At 72.5% G+C, this 16,211-nt stretch carries 14 protein-coding genes and 1 tRNA gene; 6 read left to right on the forward strand and 9 right to left on the reverse strand.

Annotated elements, in window-relative coordinates; genetic code table 11:
• Positions 1 to 148 precede the first annotated feature (148 nt).
• The 3 genes from HB370_RS17495 to HB370_RS17505 are packed head-to-tail and all read left to right on the forward strand — an operon-like array spanning position 149 to position 2,338.
• Positions 149 to 694, forward strand: coding sequence for a hypothetical protein (locus HB370_RS17495; protein WP_030779062.1), 546 nt, complete (start codon positions 149 to 151; stop codon positions 692 to 694).
• A gap of 1 nt (position 695) precedes the next feature.
• Entirely contained in the window at positions 696 to 1,835 is a 1,140-nt protein-coding gene (locus tag HB370_RS17500) for a hypothetical protein (RefSeq protein ID WP_030779067.1), read from the forward strand.
• Positions 1,836 to 1,837: 2 nt separating this feature from the next.
• Positions 1,838 to 2,338, forward strand: coding sequence for a hypothetical protein (locus tag HB370_RS17505; protein ID WP_030779068.1), 501 nt, complete (start codon positions 1,838 to 1,840; stop codon positions 2,336 to 2,338).
• An 84-nt stretch (positions 2,339 to 2,422) separates the two neighbouring features.
• Here HB370_RS17505 and HB370_RS17510 read toward each other — a convergent pair whose 3' ends face one another.
• Positions 2,423 to 4,627 (reverse strand): MMPL family transporter, encoded by a 2,205-nt coding sequence (locus tag HB370_RS17510; protein ID WP_030779071.1) that lies wholly within the window; start codon positions 4,625 to 4,627, stop codon positions 2,423 to 2,425.
• 116 nt (positions 4,628 to 4,743) lie between these two features.
• Positions 4,744 to 5,337, reverse strand: a complete 594-nt coding sequence (locus tag HB370_RS17515; protein WP_030779074.1) for a TetR/AcrR family transcriptional regulator — start codon at positions 5,335 to 5,337, stop codon at positions 4,744 to 4,746.
• A gap of 187 nt (positions 5,338 to 5,524) precedes the next feature.
• Between HB370_RS17515 and HB370_RS17520 the strand changes: the two genes are divergently transcribed.
• A complete protein-coding gene (locus tag HB370_RS17520) occupies positions 5,525 to 8,788 on the forward strand; it encodes a S41 family peptidase (protein WP_030779077.1) in 3,264 nt (1,087 codons plus the stop codon).
• Between the two features lie 85 nt (positions 8,789 to 8,873).
• Here the strand turns inward: HB370_RS17520 and HB370_RS17525 are convergent, their stop codons facing one another.
• From HB370_RS17525 to HB370_RS17540, 4 genes are all read right to left on the reverse strand, one after another.
• A complete protein-coding gene (locus HB370_RS17525) occupies positions 8,874 to 9,071 on the reverse strand; it encodes a hypothetical protein (RefSeq protein ID WP_030779080.1) in 198 nt (65 codons plus the stop codon).
• An 88-nt stretch (positions 9,072 to 9,159) separates the two neighbouring features.
• Positions 9,160 to 10,044: an SDR family oxidoreductase gene (locus HB370_RS17530; RefSeq protein ID WP_030779082.1), complete on the reverse strand. Its 885-nt coding sequence runs from the start codon at positions 10,042 to 10,044 to the stop codon at positions 9,160 to 9,162.
• A complete protein-coding gene (locus tag HB370_RS17535; RefSeq protein ID WP_030779084.1) occupies positions 10,041 to 10,979 on the reverse strand; it encodes an alpha/beta hydrolase in 939 nt (312 codons plus the stop codon). Before HB370_RS17535 ends, HB370_RS17530 begins: the two co-directional genes overlap by 4 nt.
• Positions 10,976 to 12,484, reverse strand: a complete 1,509-nt coding sequence (locus tag HB370_RS17540; RefSeq protein WP_030779086.1) for an NAD(P)/FAD-dependent oxidoreductase — start codon at positions 12,482 to 12,484, stop codon at positions 10,976 to 10,978. Before HB370_RS17540 ends, HB370_RS17535 begins: the two co-directional genes overlap by 4 nt.
• 178 nt (positions 12,485 to 12,662) lie before the next feature.
• Between HB370_RS17540 and HB370_RS17545 the strand changes: the two genes are divergently transcribed.
• The gene (locus HB370_RS17545) at positions 12,663 to 13,283 is read left to right on the forward strand and encodes a MerR family transcriptional regulator (RefSeq protein WP_030779089.1); all 621 of its coding nucleotides are present in this window, start codon (positions 12,663 to 12,665) and stop codon (positions 13,281 to 13,283) included.
• Positions 13,284 to 13,317: 34 nt separating this feature from the next.
• Here HB370_RS17545 and HB370_RS17550 read toward each other — a convergent pair whose 3' ends face one another.
• Positions 13,318 to 14,121, reverse strand: coding sequence for an exodeoxyribonuclease III (locus tag HB370_RS17550; protein WP_030779092.1), 804 nt, complete (start codon positions 14,119 to 14,121; stop codon positions 13,318 to 13,320).
• 79 nt (positions 14,122 to 14,200) lie between these two features.
• On the opposite strand from HB370_RS17550, the gene HB370_RS17555 reads away from it, so the two are divergent.
• Positions 14,201 to 14,677 (forward strand): GNAT family N-acetyltransferase, encoded by a 477-nt coding sequence (locus tag HB370_RS17555; RefSeq protein ID WP_030779095.1) that lies wholly within the window; start codon positions 14,201 to 14,203, stop codon positions 14,675 to 14,677.
• Between the two features lie 108 nt (positions 14,678 to 14,785).
• Here HB370_RS17555 and HB370_RS17560 read toward each other — a convergent pair.
• Positions 14,786 to 14,859, reverse strand: a tRNA-Ala gene (locus HB370_RS17560).
• Positions 14,860 to 14,941: 82 nt separating this feature from the next.
• Entirely contained in the window at positions 14,942 to 16,177 is a 1,236-nt protein-coding gene (gene glpR / locus HB370_RS17565) for a gephyrin-like molybdotransferase receptor GlpR (RefSeq protein WP_030779098.1), read from the reverse strand.
• Between the last annotated feature and the right edge of the window lie 34 nt (positions 16,178 to 16,211).

The following is a 16,211-nucleotide window of genomic DNA, read 5'->3' on the forward strand; positions in this document are numbered from 1 at the left end:
CACGGGGATTTCGGTACCCGGAACCGGGTGGGCCCCCGGATCGTCGTCATGATTGTCTGACTGCGCGACGGAACACCACCGCGCAAAGGAACGAACACCGCAAGAGGCCTGGTGGCCGCATCGGCTGCCGGGTGACGGGGGATCTCGCATGAGCGACCGCAAAGCCGTACACGGGGACGACAAGCTGCCCGAACCAGGGCAGTCGAAGCTGCCGCTGTCCCCGGACGAGATCAAGCGGCACGGCGTCCTGCCGGGCTTCGAAGGGCACTACACGGCACCGCCCGCCGGCAGCACCGCCGACCCGCTGGACCGGCCGCAGCTGCGTCCGGACCCGCCCGGGATCATCAAGCCGCCGGCGGCCCCGGGCGGCCCGCCGGACCTGAAGATCGCGCCGGGCGTGCTCAAGAAGGCCGCCGGCCAGGTGGACGACATCCACGACGCCTTCTACAAGCCGGCGGCCTCGCTGGAGGAGCCGTCGCTGACGGCCGTGCGCGCGCTGGAGGGCTTCGAGTCGGCGCGGGCCGTGCGGCTCGCCCACCGGCAGTGGGAGCGGCAGGCGGGCACGGTCACGGGATGGCTGACCCACATCGCCGAGAGCCTGCGGTCGAGCGACGGTACCTACACCAAGACCGATGTGGCCGTCGGGCAGACGTCGAACCAAATCCGCATCCGTTCGGCGCTGGAGGGCTACTGAGATGGCCGACGCCTTCTACCAAGCCCTGCTGGCCGCGGACCTGTCGGCCCTGGACGACCTGGCGGACCGCTGGGAGAGCATCCACCGCGACATCAAGGGCCTCGGCAAACGCATGCGCGACGAGGTGCTCGGCCCGCTGCGCGACAAGGGGTACTGGGAGGGGGCCGCGGCCCCCTATGCCTGGCGGATGATCGACGATGTGCAGCGTCAGCTGGAGAACGCCGCGAAGGTGGCGGACTCGGCGCGGCGCGTCGTCGAGGACGCGGTGGGCGATCTGAAGTCCGCGCAGAAGGATCTGAAGGACGCCGCCCGCAGGGCCGCGGAAAAGGGGTTGTACGTCAACGCGACCGGGACCCTGGCCCAGGACGTCATCGGCGGCGCCTGCAGAACCGACCTCACCGACGAGGAACGCAAGACCATCAAGGCGGCGGAGCAGGAGATAGCGCAGATCCTCAAGCGGGGCGTCACGGCCGACCGCAACCTGGCCTACAGCCTGATGTCGGACATCGGACTGGGCCAGTGGTTCAACGACGATCCGAGGCTCACGGACATCGACTCCACCCGGAGGATCGGCGAGGACGAGTACAACGCGCTCGACCTCGCGATGCAGGACAGGAACCCCTATCCCGGGCTCAGCTCGGACGACCCGTACTCGCTCGGCTGGGACTGGGTCACCGGCGACGGCCCCCGGCACCGGGAGTACCACGGCGGGGACGAGATGACCGAGCTGATCCGGTCCAGCGAGAGCATGAAGCAGCTGCGGCTGGACACGCTCCGGCAGTTCCAGGCCGACGGGCAGCCCCAGGGCAGCGTGTCGTACTCGATCTCGGAAAGCGGCAAGCTGGGGGCACTGAAGAAGCTCGTCACCACGGACCTGCCCGCGATCGTCACCGGCGACGAGGACCACCTCGGCGAGGCGTTCACCGGCTCGTACAACCTGCGCTACAAGGTCAAGGGCCAGGATGCCGACGGCTCGCTGGTGGTCGAGTACACCCTGCACAACAACACCAGCAACTCGTCGTTCCTGCACTATGTCGGCTACTACGACTGGCTCGAGAAATTCAATCGCGACGAAGGCGTCTTCTCCTCGGTGGACCAGGAGATCGTCTGGACCGAACGCATCCCGGCGAAGGAGAAGTGACGGTGACCCGGGTTCCCCTGACGGGCGGCGGAGCACGCCTGGTGACGGCCGCCGCCGCCCTGGTGCTGCTGTCCCCCCTGGCCGGCTGCTCCTCCGCGGCCACCGCCGTCGAGGCCTGTATGGGCAAACAGGCCCTCTCGGCCACCTCGGGGGAACTCGCCGGCACCTACGTGGGGGAAGCCCACGCCAAGGGGGTGACGCTCACCCTCGAGGCGTCGGACGACAGCACCGGCGGGAAGGTGACCGTGCGCAACTGGCCGACCGGCTCCTGGTACCGGAGCGAACTCGGGTCCACGTTCGACGGGTCCGGCACCTGGGACGTGCTGAGCGGAACCGGCTCCGACGAGTTCGGGCACGTCCAGCTCTCCTTCACCGAGCCGGAACGGTTCCTTCAGGACGACACCCTGGACAGCCTGTCCATCGCCAAGGACTCCCAGCGGACGTACCTCTACGAGGACTACGACCCCGACGTGTGCCCCACGTTCCGTCTGCGGCGCACCTGAGCGGCCCCGGAAAGCGAAGAGCCGGTGAGGGTGCGTCCCCGTCCCCACGGGCACCCTCACCGGCTGGTCAGCGGAGGCGGTACGTCAGGCGCGTACCAGTTCCTTCTCCTCCTCCGGGTCGGCTTGGGCGCGCAGGCCCTCGCCCTCCACGTCCACGTTGGGCAGCGCGCGGTCCAGCCACTTCGGCAGCCACCAGGCCCGCTTGCCGAGCAGCGCGAGGACCGCCGGGACGATGGCCATGCGGACGACGAACGCGTCGAAGAAGACGGCGATCGCGAGGCCGAAGCCGATCATCTTGACCATCGACTCGCTGGAGCCGATGAAGCCGGAGAAGACGGCGATCATGATGACGGCGGCGGCGGTCACCACCCGGGCGCCGTACTTGAAGCCGGTCACCACGGCCTGGCCGGGCGTCTCGCCGTGGACGTACGCCTCCCGCATCCGGGTCACGAGGAACACCTCGTAGTCCATCGCGAGGCCGAAGACGACGCCCACCATGAAGATCGGCATCATCGACATGACCGGGCCGGTCTGCTCGACGCCCATCAGGCCGGACAGCCAGCCCCACTGGAAGACCGCGACGACGGCGCCGAGCGCGGCGAGCACCGACAGCAGGAAGCCGAGCGCCGCCTTCAGCGGGACCAGCACCGAGCGGAACACCACGATCAGCAGCAGGAACGCGAGTCCCACCACCAGGGCCAGGTACGGCAGCAGCGCGTCGTTCAGCTTCTGCGAGACGTCGATGTTCATCGCCGTGGAGCCGGTGACGAGCACCGTGGCGCCGGTGTCCCGGGTGATCTCCGCGCCCTTGTCACGGATGGCGTGCACCAGGTCCTCGGTGGTGACCGAGGAGGGCTTGGAGTTGGGCACGACGGTGATCGTCGCGGTGTCGCCGGCCTTGTTGGGCGCGGCCGGGGTGACCGTGACGACGTCCTTCAGGCCCTTGATCTCGGCGCCGACCTCGGCGAACGCGTCCTTGGGCTTCGCGCTGTCCTTGGCGTCGACGACGACCATCAGCGGGCCGTTGAAGCCGGGACCGAAGCCTTCGGAGAGCAGGTCGTAGGCGCGGCGCTGGGTGGTGGAGACGGGCTGGGAGCCGTCGTCGGGCAGGCCCAGCTCCAGGGAGGCGGCCGGGAGCGCCGCCGCGCCGAGGCCGAGGACGCCGAGCAGCAGCACGGCGACCGGGCGGCGCACGACGAACCGGGCCCAGCGGGTGCCCATGTTGGGGCGGCCGGGCCGCTTGGGCGTACGGCCGCCGCCGAGCAGCCTGCTCTTCTCCCCGGCCGGCTTGATCTTGCGGCCGGCGTAGCCGAGCAGCGCCGGGATCATCGTCAGCGCGATGAGGACGGCGATGGCGACCGTGCCCGCCGCCGCGATGCCCATCTTCGTCAGCATCGGGATGTTGACGACGGACAGGCCGACCAGGGCGATGACCACGGTCAGGCCGGCGAAGACCACCGCGGAGCCCGCCGTGCCGACGGCGCGGCCGGCCGCCTCCTCACGCTCGCGGCCCTCGGCGAGTTCGGCGCGGTAGCGGGAGACGATGAACAGGGCGTAGTCGATGCCGACGGCGAGGCCGATCATCGTGGCCAGGGTGGAGGTGGTGGAGCCCAGGTCCAGGGCGGAGGCCAGCGCGGTGATCGAGGCGACGCCGATGCCGACGCCGATGATCGCGGTCAGCAGCGGCAGCCCGGCGGCGAGCAGCGAGCCGAAGGTGATGACGAGGACGACGGCGGCGATCGCGATGCCGATGATCTCGCTGGAGCCGGTCTCCGGCGTCGCGTTCAGCGCGTCACCACCGATCTCGACGGTCAGCCCGGCGTCCCGCGCGTGCTGCGCGGCCTCCTTGAGGTCGTCGCGGGTGCTGTCCTCCAGCTCCATGCCGGAGACCTTGTACTTCACCGACGCGTACGCGACGGTGCCGTTCTTGCTGACGGCGTGCCCGGTGTAGGGGTCGGCGACGGAGGCGACCTCGGGGCCGCCGCCCAGTTCCTTGACGGTCTTCTCGACGGCCGCCTTGTTGCCGGCGTCCGTCATCTTCTCGCCGCTCGGGGCCTTGAAGACGACCCGGGCGGTGGCGCCGTCGGCGCTCATCCCGGGGAAGCGCTGCTCCAGCAGGTCGAAGGCCTTCTGGGCCTCGGTGCCGGGGATGGAGAAGGAGGTGGTGCCGGGGGCCGGCGCGGAGGCCGCGCCCACCCCGGCGAGGGTGAGCAGCGCGACCCATATCAGGGCGACGAAGTGCCGTCGCCGGAAGGCGAGGCGGCCGAGTTTGTAGAGGAATGTGGCCACTTAGGGCGTACTCCCGGTCAAGTCGTGGGTTCAGCTGGGCAGGGGTGATCAGCCCGACGACGTGAGCGGTGACGTCAGGTGGTGGGCTTGCTGGGGAGGTGGGTGTCGCGTCGGTTTCAGACGCCGAGGGCGGGGAGGACCACGGCGTCGATGTACGAAAGGAGGAAGTCCTGTGTCGGCGGCTGTTCGTCGATCAGGGTGCGGGCGGCGAACGCGCCGATCATCATGTGGAGCACGAACCCGGTCGCGGGGTTGTCCGCACGGACCTCGCCCCGCTCGACCGCCCGCTGGAGCACCCGGCGCAGCTCGGCCAGCTCCGGCTCGATCAGATGTTCCCTGAACGCCTGGAGCAGGTCCGGGTTGCCGTGCACCGCCATGGCCAGGCCCCGCATCAGCGCGGAGTTCTGCTCCATCTCGCAGTCGTCGGCGTGCAGGATGAGGGCGTGCAGGTCGCCCTTGAGCGATCCGGTGTCGACCTCCGCGACGCGGCCCGGCTTGCCGTGCCGGACGGCTTTCGCGACCAGTTCGGCCTTGCCGCCCCACTGGCGGTAGAGCGTGGCCTTGCTGGAGCGGGTGCGGGCGGCCACGGCGTCCATGGTGAGGGCGTCGTAGCCGACCTCCCGGAGCAGGTCGAGCACGGCCTCGTACAACTCGGCCTCGCGCTCGGGCGTGATCCGACTGCGGCGCGTCGTCGCGGCGCCTTCGGTCATGCCACTCACCTCCGCTCCGGGTCTTCCGCCTTCGTATCACCGAAGATACCCCGGGCGCTCTGCGAAACGAAACGGTTTCGTACGTGTGCTGGGTCACGAAGATGAAGAGCCCATAAGGAGACCCGGCCGGCGCGGACGTCCCGGCCACGAGTTGCCGGGCCCGTACGCCCGGAAAAGCATGGGGAGGGTGAGCTATCTGCGCCTTCCCCACCTCAGCGGCGACCTGCTGTGCTTCGTGGCCGAGGACGACCTCTGGCTGACCCGCCTCGGCGCCCCGGAGCGCGCTTGGCGGCTCACCGCGGACCGCACCAAGGCCGGCCATCCGCGCTTCTCCCCCGACGGCCGCCACATCGCCTACACCTCCTGGCGCAGCCTCGTCCCCGAGATCCACCTCGTCGACGTGGACGGCGGCGGGCCCGCGCGCCGGCTGACGTACTGGGGCAGCGTCGACACCCAGGTCTGCGGCTGGACCCCGGACGGCGACATCCTGGCCGTCGCCTCCCACGGCCAGCCCTTCTCCCACTTCACCTGGGCCTACAAGGTGCCGCCCGACGGCGACCCGGGCGGCCGGCTGCCCTGGGGACCGGTCTCCGACATCCAGGTCACCGGCCTCGGCGCCGAGCGCCGGACCCTGCTGCTCACCGGCACCCCGCCGCACGAACCGGCCTCCTGGAAGCGCTACCGCGGCGGCGCCACGGGCCGCCTGTGGCTGCACGGGCAGCGACTGCTGGCGGACCTCCACGGCCATCTGGCCTGCCCCATGTTCGTCGCCGGCCGGATCGCCTTCCTCTCCGACCACGAGGGCGTCGGCAACCTCTACTCCTGCGCCCCCGACGGCACCGACCTGCGCCGCCACACCGACCACGACGCCTTCTACGCCCGGCACGCCGCGAGCGACGGCAACCGGGTGGTGTACCAGTGCGCGGGCGACCTGTGGCTGGTGGACGACCTCTCCCCCGGCGCCGGACCGCGCCGGCTCGACGTCCGGCTCGCCGGACCGCGCACCGGCCGCCGCCCCTACCAGGTGCCGGCCGCGCAGCACGTCGACGGCATCTCCGTGGACGAGACCGGCCGGGCCAGCGCGGTCGTCGTCCGCGGCAGCCTGTACTGGCTCACCCACCGCGACGGCCCCGCCCGCACCCTCACCGAGACACCCGGCGTACGGGTGCGGCTGCCGGAGATGCTGGGCTCCACCGGGCAGATCGCCTACGTCACCGACGCCGAGGGCGCGGACGCCGTCGAGATCGCCCGGCTCCCCCGCGCCACCGGCGACCGCGCCCCCCGCCGGCTGGCCTCCGGTGCCCTCGGCCGGGTCCTGGAACTGGCCTCCGACCCACTGGGCGAACGGCTGGCGGTCGCCTCCCACGACGGACGGCTGCTGCTCATCGACGTGCCGGACGAGCCCGAAGAGGCGGCCGCCGAGGACACGGGCGCGGTCACCGAGCTGATCCGCTCCGTCAACGGGCCCGTCCGCGACCTCGCCTTCTCCCCGGACGGCGCCTGGCTCACCTGGTCGCACCCCGGCATCGGCCGCTCGCTGAGGCAGATCAAGCTGGCCCGCATCAAGGACCGGCTGATCGTGGACGTCACCAACGGCCGCTTCGAGGACGAGAACCCGGTCTTCACCCGCGACGGCCGCTACCTCGCCTTCCTGTCCTGGCGCGGCTTCGACCCGGTGTACGACGTGCACACCGGCGACCTGTCCTTCCCGCTCGGCTGCCGCCCCTACCTGGTCCCGCTGTCCTCGGCGACCCCCTCCCCCTTCGCGCTCAACCCGGAGGGCCGGCCGGCCGCCGGCGGGCTGGACCCGCTGGAGGACGAGGAGACCGGCGAGGCCGGCACGGTCACGGTCGAGGTGGAGGGGCTGGCGAACCGGGTCACCCCGTTCCCGGTGATCGCCTCCAAGTACTCCGGGCTGGCCCCGGTCGCGGGCGGCGGCCTGGTCTGGCTGCGCTGGCCGATCTCCGGCGCGCTCGGCGAGACCTTCGTCAACCCGGCCGACGTCAGCGGACGCCCGACCCTGGAGTACTTCACCATCACCAAGGCGAAGAAGTCCGAACTGGTCGACCACCTGGACTGGTTCGCGGTCAGCGGCGACGGCACCCGGCTGGTCGTGGTGGACGAGGGAGACCTGCGGGCCGTGCCGTCGACCGAGGTGGGCGACGGCGACACGACCGTGTGGATCGACCTGCGCCGCATCCTGCGCGAGGTGGACCCGCCCGCCGAGTGGCGCCAGGCGTACGACGAGGCGGGCCGGCTGATCCGCGCCTACTTCTGGGAACCGGGCATGTGCGGCATCGACTGGGACGCGGTCCTCGACCAGTACCGCCCGCTGGTCGAACGCGTCGCCTCCCCCGACGAGTTCGCCGATCTGCTGCGCGAGGTCCTGGGCGAACTGGGCACCTCCCACGCCTACGTCACCGCCGCCCGCCGCAACGAGGGCCCGGCCCACTACCAGCGCTGGCAGGGCCTCCTCGGCGCCAACTTCGTCCGCCACGACGGCCGTTGGCTGGTACGCCGGATCCTGGCCGGCGACTCCTCCGACTCCCGGGCCCGCTCGCCGCTGGCCGGCACGGGCATCCGCGAGGGCGCCGTCCTCACCCATGTCGACGGCCGCCCGGTCGACCCGGTGACCGGCCCCTACCCGCTGCTCGCCGGTTCCGGCGGTACGACCGTGGAGCTGACGTTCACCCCGCCGGACGGCGAGCCCGGCGGACCCCGGCGGGTCGCCGCGGTCCCGCTGGTCGACGAACGGCCGCTGCGCTACCAGGACTGGGTGGCCAAACGCCGGGACGTGGTCCGTGAGTTGAGCGACGGGAAGTGCGGCTATCTGCACATCCCCGACATGGGCGGCTCCGGCTGGGCCCAGTTCAACCGCGACCTGCGCATGGAGATGTCCCGGCCGGCGCTGATCGTGGACGTGCGCGGCAACGCGGGCGGCCACATCAGCGAACTCGTGGTGGAGAAGCTGACCCGTACGATCCTGGGCTGGGACCTGACCCGGGACGCGCAGCCGGTGTCGTACGCCTCCAACGCCCCGCGCGGGCCGGTGGTGGCCCTGGCCGACGAGGCGACCTCCTCGGACGGCGACATGATCACGGCCGCCTTCAAGCTGCTGGACCTCGGGCCGGTCGTCGGCCAGCGGACCTGGGGCGGAGTCGTCGGCATGACCGGGCGGCACCGCCTGGGCGACGGCACCGTCATCACCGTCCCGATGAACGCGGCCTGGTTCGACGCCTACGGCTGGTCCGTGGAGAACCACGGCGTCGCCCCCGACGTGGAGGTGCTGCGCACCCCCGTGGACTGGGCCGAGGGCCGCTACCCGGTGCTGGGCGAGGCCGTCCGGCTGGCCCTGGAGCTGCTGGAGCGCCACCCGGCGGCGGTCCCCCCGGACTACAGCGACGTGCCCGACCGGACCCGCCCCAAGCTGCCCCCGCGGACGGCCGGGTAGACGGCGGGCGGACAGCGGGCGGCCGGGCGGACAGGGGCGCGGGGCGCCCTCCGCCAGGGAGGACGCCCCGCGCCTTCGGGCCGGACTAGGCGTCGTAGTCCTGGTTGAACCGGTCCCGCACCTGCTGCTCCGTGTCCTCGATGTCACGGTGGTTCTGGGTGCCGCGCTGCGGCTGGCCCTGCCGGCCCTGCTGACCGGCCTTCTGACGGGCCTGGCCCGCCTTCTCCTGGGCCTTCTCCTTGGCCTGGCGGGACTTGTCCTGCATCTGGTCCTTCATACCCATGTGGGTTCACTCCCGTGGTGGGTGGGGGTTCGGCCCCTCGCTGGGGCCTCGACCAGATTCACACGGGCCAACACCCTCCGCATGTCGATCAGTTACGGTGCGTGGCGCGAGCCGCCTCGTCGGCCGCCCCACCTGCGCCGACGAGCCCGGAGGACATCCCCCGCAGCCGGGGCGCGAACCGCTTCATCTCCCGCTGCCCGACCGTCCCGATGAGCGCCGGCAGATACCCGCGCACCCCCTGCATGCCGCGCAGCCACCACTGCCCGTACACATGCGCCGAGCGCCGCTCGATCCCGGCGACGAGCCGGTCCACCGCCGGACCCAGCGGGTAGGTCTTGTTCGACGGCCAGGGCAGCCGCTGCCGCAGCTCGCGCATCACGTCGTCCTGGTCGGCGCCGCGCACCATGTCGGTGTCGGTCCACGACAGGTAGGCCACGCCGACCCGCACGCCCTGGTAGCCGACCTCGGCGCGCAGGCTGTGCGCGTACGCCTCCACGCCCGCCTTGGAGGCGCAGTACGCCGTCATCATCGGCGCGGGCGTGAGCGCGGCCAGCGAGGCGATCTGCAGCAGATAGCCCCGGCTCTCCGCCAGCACCGGCAGGAAGGCGCGCGCGGTCACCGCCGACCCGATCAGGTTGACCTCGATCACCCGCCGCCAGGCCACCGGATCGGAGTCCGTGAACGGACCGCCGGTCGCCACACCGGCGTTGGCGACCACGATGTCGACCTTGCCGAAGCGCTCCTTCACCTCCCGCGCGACCCGGCTCATGGTCTCGTGGTCGGTGACGTCGGCGTACCAGTAGGCGCTGTCGTGGTGCAGCCGCCCGGAGACCTCCTTGAGCGCCTCCTCCTCCAGCCCGACCAGCGCCACCCGCGCCCCGCGCGCGGACAGTTTGCGCGCCAGCAGCTCGCCGACGCCGCGCGCGGCTCCCGTGACGACCGCGACCTGTCCTTCGAGGCTCACCCTGCTCATGCGCCCTCCTTGATCCGCACGGGGGCGGGCCCCGTGACATACGTGCCGACGAGTTCACGGATGCGGCCGGTCACCGTCTCCGGCGCCTCGACGGGGGTCATGTGGCCGACGCCGGTCAGCTCGGTGACGCCGAGACAGTGCGGCAGCGCGGCGGCCAGCGCGCGGGCGTGCACCGGGGGCGTGAGCCGGTCGGAGGTGCCGCACAGCACCGCGGTGGGCACGGTCAACCGCCTTACGCCGTGGTCGAGATCGAGCGTGGCCAGCACCTTCGACCACGCGTGGCGCACCGCGCGCGGACAGGCGTGCACGATCCGCGCGCACGCCTCGACCCGGTCCGGGGCGCAACCGGGGCCCATGGTGGCGTACTTGAGGATGCTCCTGGCCACCGGCGTGACCGGTCCGAGCGGGGCGCGCGAGCCGAGGACGCGCCCGGTGAGCCAGGTGCGCACGCGCCCGGCCCGCAACGGCACCACGCGGGACTCGGCGACCAGCCGTGAACTGCCCGTGCTGCACAGCAGGACGGCGGCGGCGTGCTCCCGGAAGCCCGGGCGCCCGGCGGCGGCCATGACCGTCATGCCGCCCATGGAGTGACCGGCGATCACCGCCTTCTCCCCGGGCGCGAGGGTCGCCGCGAGCACCGCTTCCAGGTCGTCCGCGAGCGCCTCGGCGGTGCACACGGGACTGGCCGGACTGCGCCCGTGCCCCCGCTGGTCGTAGGCGATCACCCGGTGACCGGCGGCTGCCAGGTCCCGTATCTGCGCCGCCCAGAACACCGTCGAGCAGGTCCAGCCGTGGGCGAGCACGACGGCGGGCGCGTCCTCGGGGCCGTGCGCCTCGACGTGCAGCCGGGCGCCGTCGGCGGAGACGGCGGTCAGGGTGCGGGCGGGGACCGGCGGGTCGTACGGGCCGGTGACGGCAGGGGTGCGGCGGCTCACGCGAGGGCCTCGCTCTTGCGGCCGGTCACCGGCGCGGGCTTGCGGATCACCTCGTACTCCGCGAGGTCCACCCGCCGGGTCGCGCGCCGGAACTCGGTGGTCGTGCCGGGCCAGATGGTGGTGTTGCGGCCGCTCGGGTCCAGGTACCAGCTGGTGCAGCCGCCGGTGTTCCACACGGTCCGCTTCATCCGCTCCTGGACCCGCTCGTTCCAGGCGTCCACGGCGGCGGGCCGGGCGTCCAGGGCGGTCCGGCCGCCGAGGACGTCGAGCTGGCGCAGATAGTCGGCCAGGTAGTTCAGCTGGGACTCGATCATCAGGATCATGGAGGAGTTGCCCAGGCCGGTGTTGGGCCCGATGACCGTCATGAAGTTCGGGAACCCGGCCGCCGAGGCGCCGCGCAGCGCCCGCATGCCGTTCTTCCAGGTCTCCGCGAGCGTGGTCCCGTCCGCGCGGGCCACCCGCTCGGCGATGGGCATGTCCGTGACGTGGAAACCGGTGCCGAAGATGATCGCGTCGACCTCGGCCTCGGTGCCGTCGGCCGCCACGAGCGTGGAGCCGCGGATCTCGGCGAGCCCGCCGGCGACGACGTCCACGTTGGGCCGGGCGAGCGCCGGGTAGTACTCGCTGGACAGCAGGATCCGCTTGCAGCCGATCCGGTAGTCCGGGGTGAGCTTGGCGCGCAGGGCGGGGTCCTTGATGGAGCGGGCCATGTTCCGCTTGGCGAGCTGTTCGACGAGCCCGAGCTCGTCGGGGTGCTTGGTGAACGCCTGCACCTGCAGTTCCCGGATGCCCCACAGCAGCCCGCGCCGGGCCTGCGCGGTGACGGGCAGCCGCCGGTGCAGCCAGCGCTCGGCCCCGCTGATGGCGCGGTCCACGCGGGGCATCACCCACGGCGGGGTGCGCTGGAAGAGGGTGAGCCGGCCGACCTTCGGCTGGATGGCGGGCACGATCTGGATCGCGGAGGCGCCGGTGCCGATCATGGCGACCCGCTTGCCGCGCAGGTCGTAGTCGTGGTCCCAGCGGGCGGAGTGGAACACCTTCCCCGGGAAGGAGTCCAGGCCCGGGATCTCGGGGATCTTCGGGTCGGACAGCGGCCCGGTGGCGGAGACGACGACGTCGGCGCGCAGGGTGCCGCGGGTGGTCTCGATGGTCCACCACAGGTTGTCGTCGTCCCAGGTCATCAGCTTGACCTCGGAGTCGAACCGGATGTGCGGGCGCAGCCCGAACAGGTCGGTGACGTGCTCCAGGTAGGCGCGGATGTGCCGCTGCCCGGAGAAGGTGCGCGGCCAGTCGGGGTTGGGCGCGAAGGAGAAGGAGTACAGGTGCGAGGGCACGTCACAGGCGCACCCGGGGTAGCTGTTGTCCCGCCAGGTGCCGCCGACGCTGCCGGCCCGTTCCAGGACCACGAAGTCGGTGACTCCCTCCCGGCGCAGCCGCACGGCGGCCCCCAGCCCGCCGAACCCGGACCCGATCACCGCCACCCGTACATGCTCGTGCTCGGCCATCCCGAAGCCTCCACGCATCACCTAGGAACTGTGCCAGTGAACACTGGCGCAATGGGACTGTAGAGCAGCTCCGTACCGAGCGGTAGGGGGCGGGGAAGGGAAAGTTACCGGGGGTACACCTTAGGCTGCGGGCGTGGCAGAGGACGCAGAGCACAGGGAAGGCCCGCGCGAGTACCGCATGGAGGAGCTGGCCCGGCTGGCCGGCATCACCGTGCGCACCCTGCGCTTCTACCGCGAGCGGGGGCTGCTCGCGCCGCCCCGGCGCGAGGGGCGTATCGCCTGGTACGACGACCACCACCTGGCCCGGCTGCGCACCATCGCGGCCCTGCTGGAGCGCGGGCACACCCTCAGCGGTATAGCGGAACTCGCCGAGGCCCTGGACCAGGGCCGCGATGTCGCCGACCTGCTGGGCGTGGGCCCGCCCACCGAGGAGGAGCCGGTCCGCCTCACCCCCGAGGAACTCGCCGCCCGCTTCGAGGGCGAGGTCACGCCGGAGAACCTGGCCGCCGCGATGGAGCTGGGCTACCTCGGCACCGACGGCGACGAGATCGTGCACATCAGCCGGCGGCTGCTGGACGTCTCCTCGGCGCTGGTGCGCGAGGGCATCCCGCTCGCCGAGGTGCTGGCCGCCGCCGCCCGCGTCCGCGAGCACGCCGAGGCGCTGGCCGACCTGTTCGCCGACGTGATCTCGCGCCACGCCCCCGAGGACGACCTGCGGCGGCTGCGCCCGCTGGCCCGCAGCGTGGTGGAGGCGGAACTCTCCCTGGCCCTGGACCGCCGGCTGAACAAGCGGGACTGAGACGGCCCCGAGGCCCCCTGGCGCCCGAGGTCCCCTAGAGGTCGTAGACGACGGTCACCGGCGCGTGGTCCGACCAGCGTTCGGCGTGCGTGGCGGCCCGCTCCACGAATCCCTTGACCGCCCGGCCGGCGAGCCCGGGGGTGGCCACGTGGTAGTCGATGCGCCAGCCGGAGTCGTTGTCGAAGGCCCGCCCGCGGTAGGACCACCAGCTGTACGGCCCCTCGATGTCCGGGTGCAGCGCGCGCACCACGTCGACGTACCCGCCCTCCCCGGCGGCGAACACCCGGCCGAGCCAGTCCCGTTCCTCGGGGAGGAAGCCGGAGTTCTTGGTGTTGCCGCGCCAGTTCTTCAGGTCGGCCTCGCGGTGGGCGATGTTCCAGTCGCCGCAGACCAGCACCTCGCGCCCGTCGGCGGCGGCACGCTCGCGCAGCTCCTGGAGGTGGACGAGGAACTCGGCCATGAAGCGGACCTTCTCGTCCTGCCGTTCGGTGCCGACCTCGCCGGAGGGCAGATAGAGCGAGGCTACGGTGACGCCGGGCAGCTCGGCCTCCACATACCGGCCGCTGCCGTCGAACTCGGCGGAGCCGAAGCCGACCCGGACCCGGTCGGGCTCGCGCCGGGTGTAGAGGGAGACGCCCGCGCGGCCCTTGGCGGCGGCCGGGGCGTGCACGACGTGCCAGCCGTCGGGCTGCCGGACCTCCTCGGGCAGCTGGTGCGGCTCGGCGCGCACTTCCTGGAGGCAGACGACGTCCGCGTCCGTCCCGGCGAGCCACTCCACGAAGCCCTTCCTGGCGGCGGCCCGCAGCCCGTTCACGTTCACGGTGGTCACAGTCAGCACCCCGGCACGATACCGGCACACTGGTCGGGGTCCGAAAACCCGGGACCGCCCCCGACTGCATAGAAGTACGATGCCCAGCATGAATATACGTCGCGTCCGTTTCGATCACCCCGACGCCGTCAAGCTCAACGACGAGGTCCAGGCCGAGTACCACGTGCGCTACGGCGACGGGGGCGACGCCACGGTCCTGGCCCCCGAGGACTTCGACCCGCCCCGGGGCGTGTTCCTGATCGCGTACGACGAGCGGGACCGCCCGGTGGCGACCGGCGGCTGGCGCAGCCAGGACCACAACGACGAGGGCAACGAGGACGGCGACGCCGAGCTGAAGCGCATGTTCGTCATCGAGGAGATGCGCGGCCGGGGCCTGGCCCGCCGCATCCTCGCGGCCCTGGAGGAGGACGCCCGCGCGGCCGGCCGGGTCCGCATGGTCCTGGAGACGGGCACCAAGCAGCCGGAGGCCATCGCCCTGTACACCTCCAGTGGCTACGAGCCGTGCGCCAAGTTCGGCTACTACCGCCACCACGAGGAAAGCCTCTGCTACGCCAAGCGCCTGTGAACCACGGCACCCTGGGCACCGGGGGTGCCATCCGGCACCCCTGGCCCCGGCCCTGGAAACGACGAAGATCCCGCCGGTCGTGATGACCGACGGGATCTCATCGTGCAGTGGACCTGAGGGGATTTGAACCCCTGGCCCCCTCGATGCGAACGAGGTGCGCTACCGGACTGCGCCACAGGCCCTTGCAACGAGTGAAACTCTAGCATCCCGATCCGGGTGCTTGGAAATCCGCTCCCTGACTGGTCAGGGCGGGGGTGACCGAGGTCACTCGTTGGCGGCGCGGGGCCGGTCGCCGTCCTCGTACTGGTCGAACAGCGGCGTACGGCCGCGCTCCCGTGCCCGGCGGGCCGCGGCGGGGCCGCCGCCGCGCGAGCGGGTCCGCGACTGCGGGCGGGCCTCCCCGCGGCCGTCCGCCGGCTTGTCCGCCGCGGTCGGCTCGGGGCGTTCGCCCGTCCCGTCCCGCGGCGCACGGCCCGCCTCCTGCCCCGGCACGACCGCGCTGGACCGTGCCGAACTCCAGGTGTCGGGCGCCCCGAGGTCCACGTCGGAGGTGGCGCGCGGGGCGACGGGCGCGGTGACGTACGTCGGCAGGGGCACCGGCACCGGGTCCCAGCTCTCGCCGTGCCCGGGCCGCCGCTGCCGCTCGCGCTGCTGGTCGACCCACTCGGCGTGGTCGGTCTGCTCCACGAGCGCCCGCCGGTCGGCGGCGAGCGCGGACAGCTCCGCGTCGTCCGTGCCCGCCTCCTGGCCCGGGTCCGCCTCGTCCGCGCCGGTGTCCTCCTCCAGGGACGCCCGGGTGCGCGGCCGGCGTTCCCGCAGACGCTGGGCGGCGGCCTCGGCGCGGCGGCGGTCCATCTGGTAGGCGAAGCGACGCCGTTCCTGCGCCCGCAGATAGGCGATGTAGGCGCTGAGCAGCACGGCCGGGACGCCGGGCGCCCACAGGAAGGCGAGCCCGCCGACGGCGGCGATGACCGTGCCGAGGGTGAAGGCGAGGAAGAGCATCACCGTGGTGCGCCGGCGGCGCGCGAGTACCTTCGTGCGCCGGGCGCGTGCGGCGGCCGTCTGCGCCGAGGGTGCGCGCCGTGCCACCGGTTCACGCTGCGGGGCGGGCACGGAGGCGGGGTCGGGCGCGGGTGCGGGGGGCTCGTCGCGGGCCGGCTCGGCGTCCGCGACCGCCTCCGGCCCGTCGTCCAAGGGCTCGGCGTCCGGGCTCTCCTGACGGCGGGTCGGAGGCACGGCGAAGGCCCGGACGTCCACCGAGTCGGTGACGGCGTCCGGGTCGACGGCGTCCGGCTCCCCCTCCTGGGCGGAGCGCGCCCGCAGGTCCCTGGCGTACCGGCGCTCCATGCCCGCCCGTCCGGAAAGCAGCCGGATGGCGGTGCTGAAGCGTTCCGTCGGACGGGCCTCGTTCAGCTCGTCCTGCCTACGGAGCCACATCGGCACCAAGTAGGCGGCCCAGGCCCCGACAATGACTGCGTAGATGAGGCCGCTGCTGCTCACGCCTCACACGGTAGAGGGGTTTGCGTGAGGCCAT

The organism is Streptomyces sp. DSM 40868 (genome assembly GCF_011820545.1).
Lineage (GTDB): Bacteria > Actinomycetota > Actinomycetes > Streptomycetales > Streptomycetaceae > Streptomyces > Streptomyces eurythermus.

Coding starts and splice junctions, on each gene's coding strand:
- HB370_RS17500 (WP_030779067.1), top strand. CDS start 696: ATGGCCGACGCCTTCTACCAAGCCCTGCTGGCCGCGGACCTGTCGGCC.
- HB370_RS17540 (WP_030779086.1), bottom strand. CDS start 12,484: ATGGCCGAGCACGAGCATGTACGGGTGGCGGTGATCGGGTCCGGGTTC.
- HB370_RS17525 (WP_030779080.1), bottom strand. CDS start 9,071: ATGGGTATGAAGGACCAGATGCAGGACAAGTCCCGCCAGGCCAAGGAG.
- HB370_RS17555 (WP_030779095.1), top strand. CDS start 14,201: ATGAATATACGTCGCGTCCGTTTCGATCACCCCGACGCCGTCAAGCTC.
- HB370_RS17495 (WP_030779062.1), top strand. CDS start 149: ATGAGCGACCGCAAAGCCGTACACGGGGACGACAAGCTGCCCGAACCA.
- HB370_RS17530 (WP_030779082.1), bottom strand. CDS start 10,044: ATGAGCAGGGTGAGCCTCGAAGGACAGGTCGCGGTCGTCACGGGAGCC.
- HB370_RS17545 (WP_030779089.1), top strand. CDS start 12,663: ATGGAGGAGCTGGCCCGGCTGGCCGGCATCACCGTGCGCACCCTGCGC.
- HB370_RS17515 (WP_030779074.1), bottom strand. CDS start 5,337: ATGACCGAAGGCGCCGCGACGACGCGCCGCAGTCGGATCACGCCCGAG.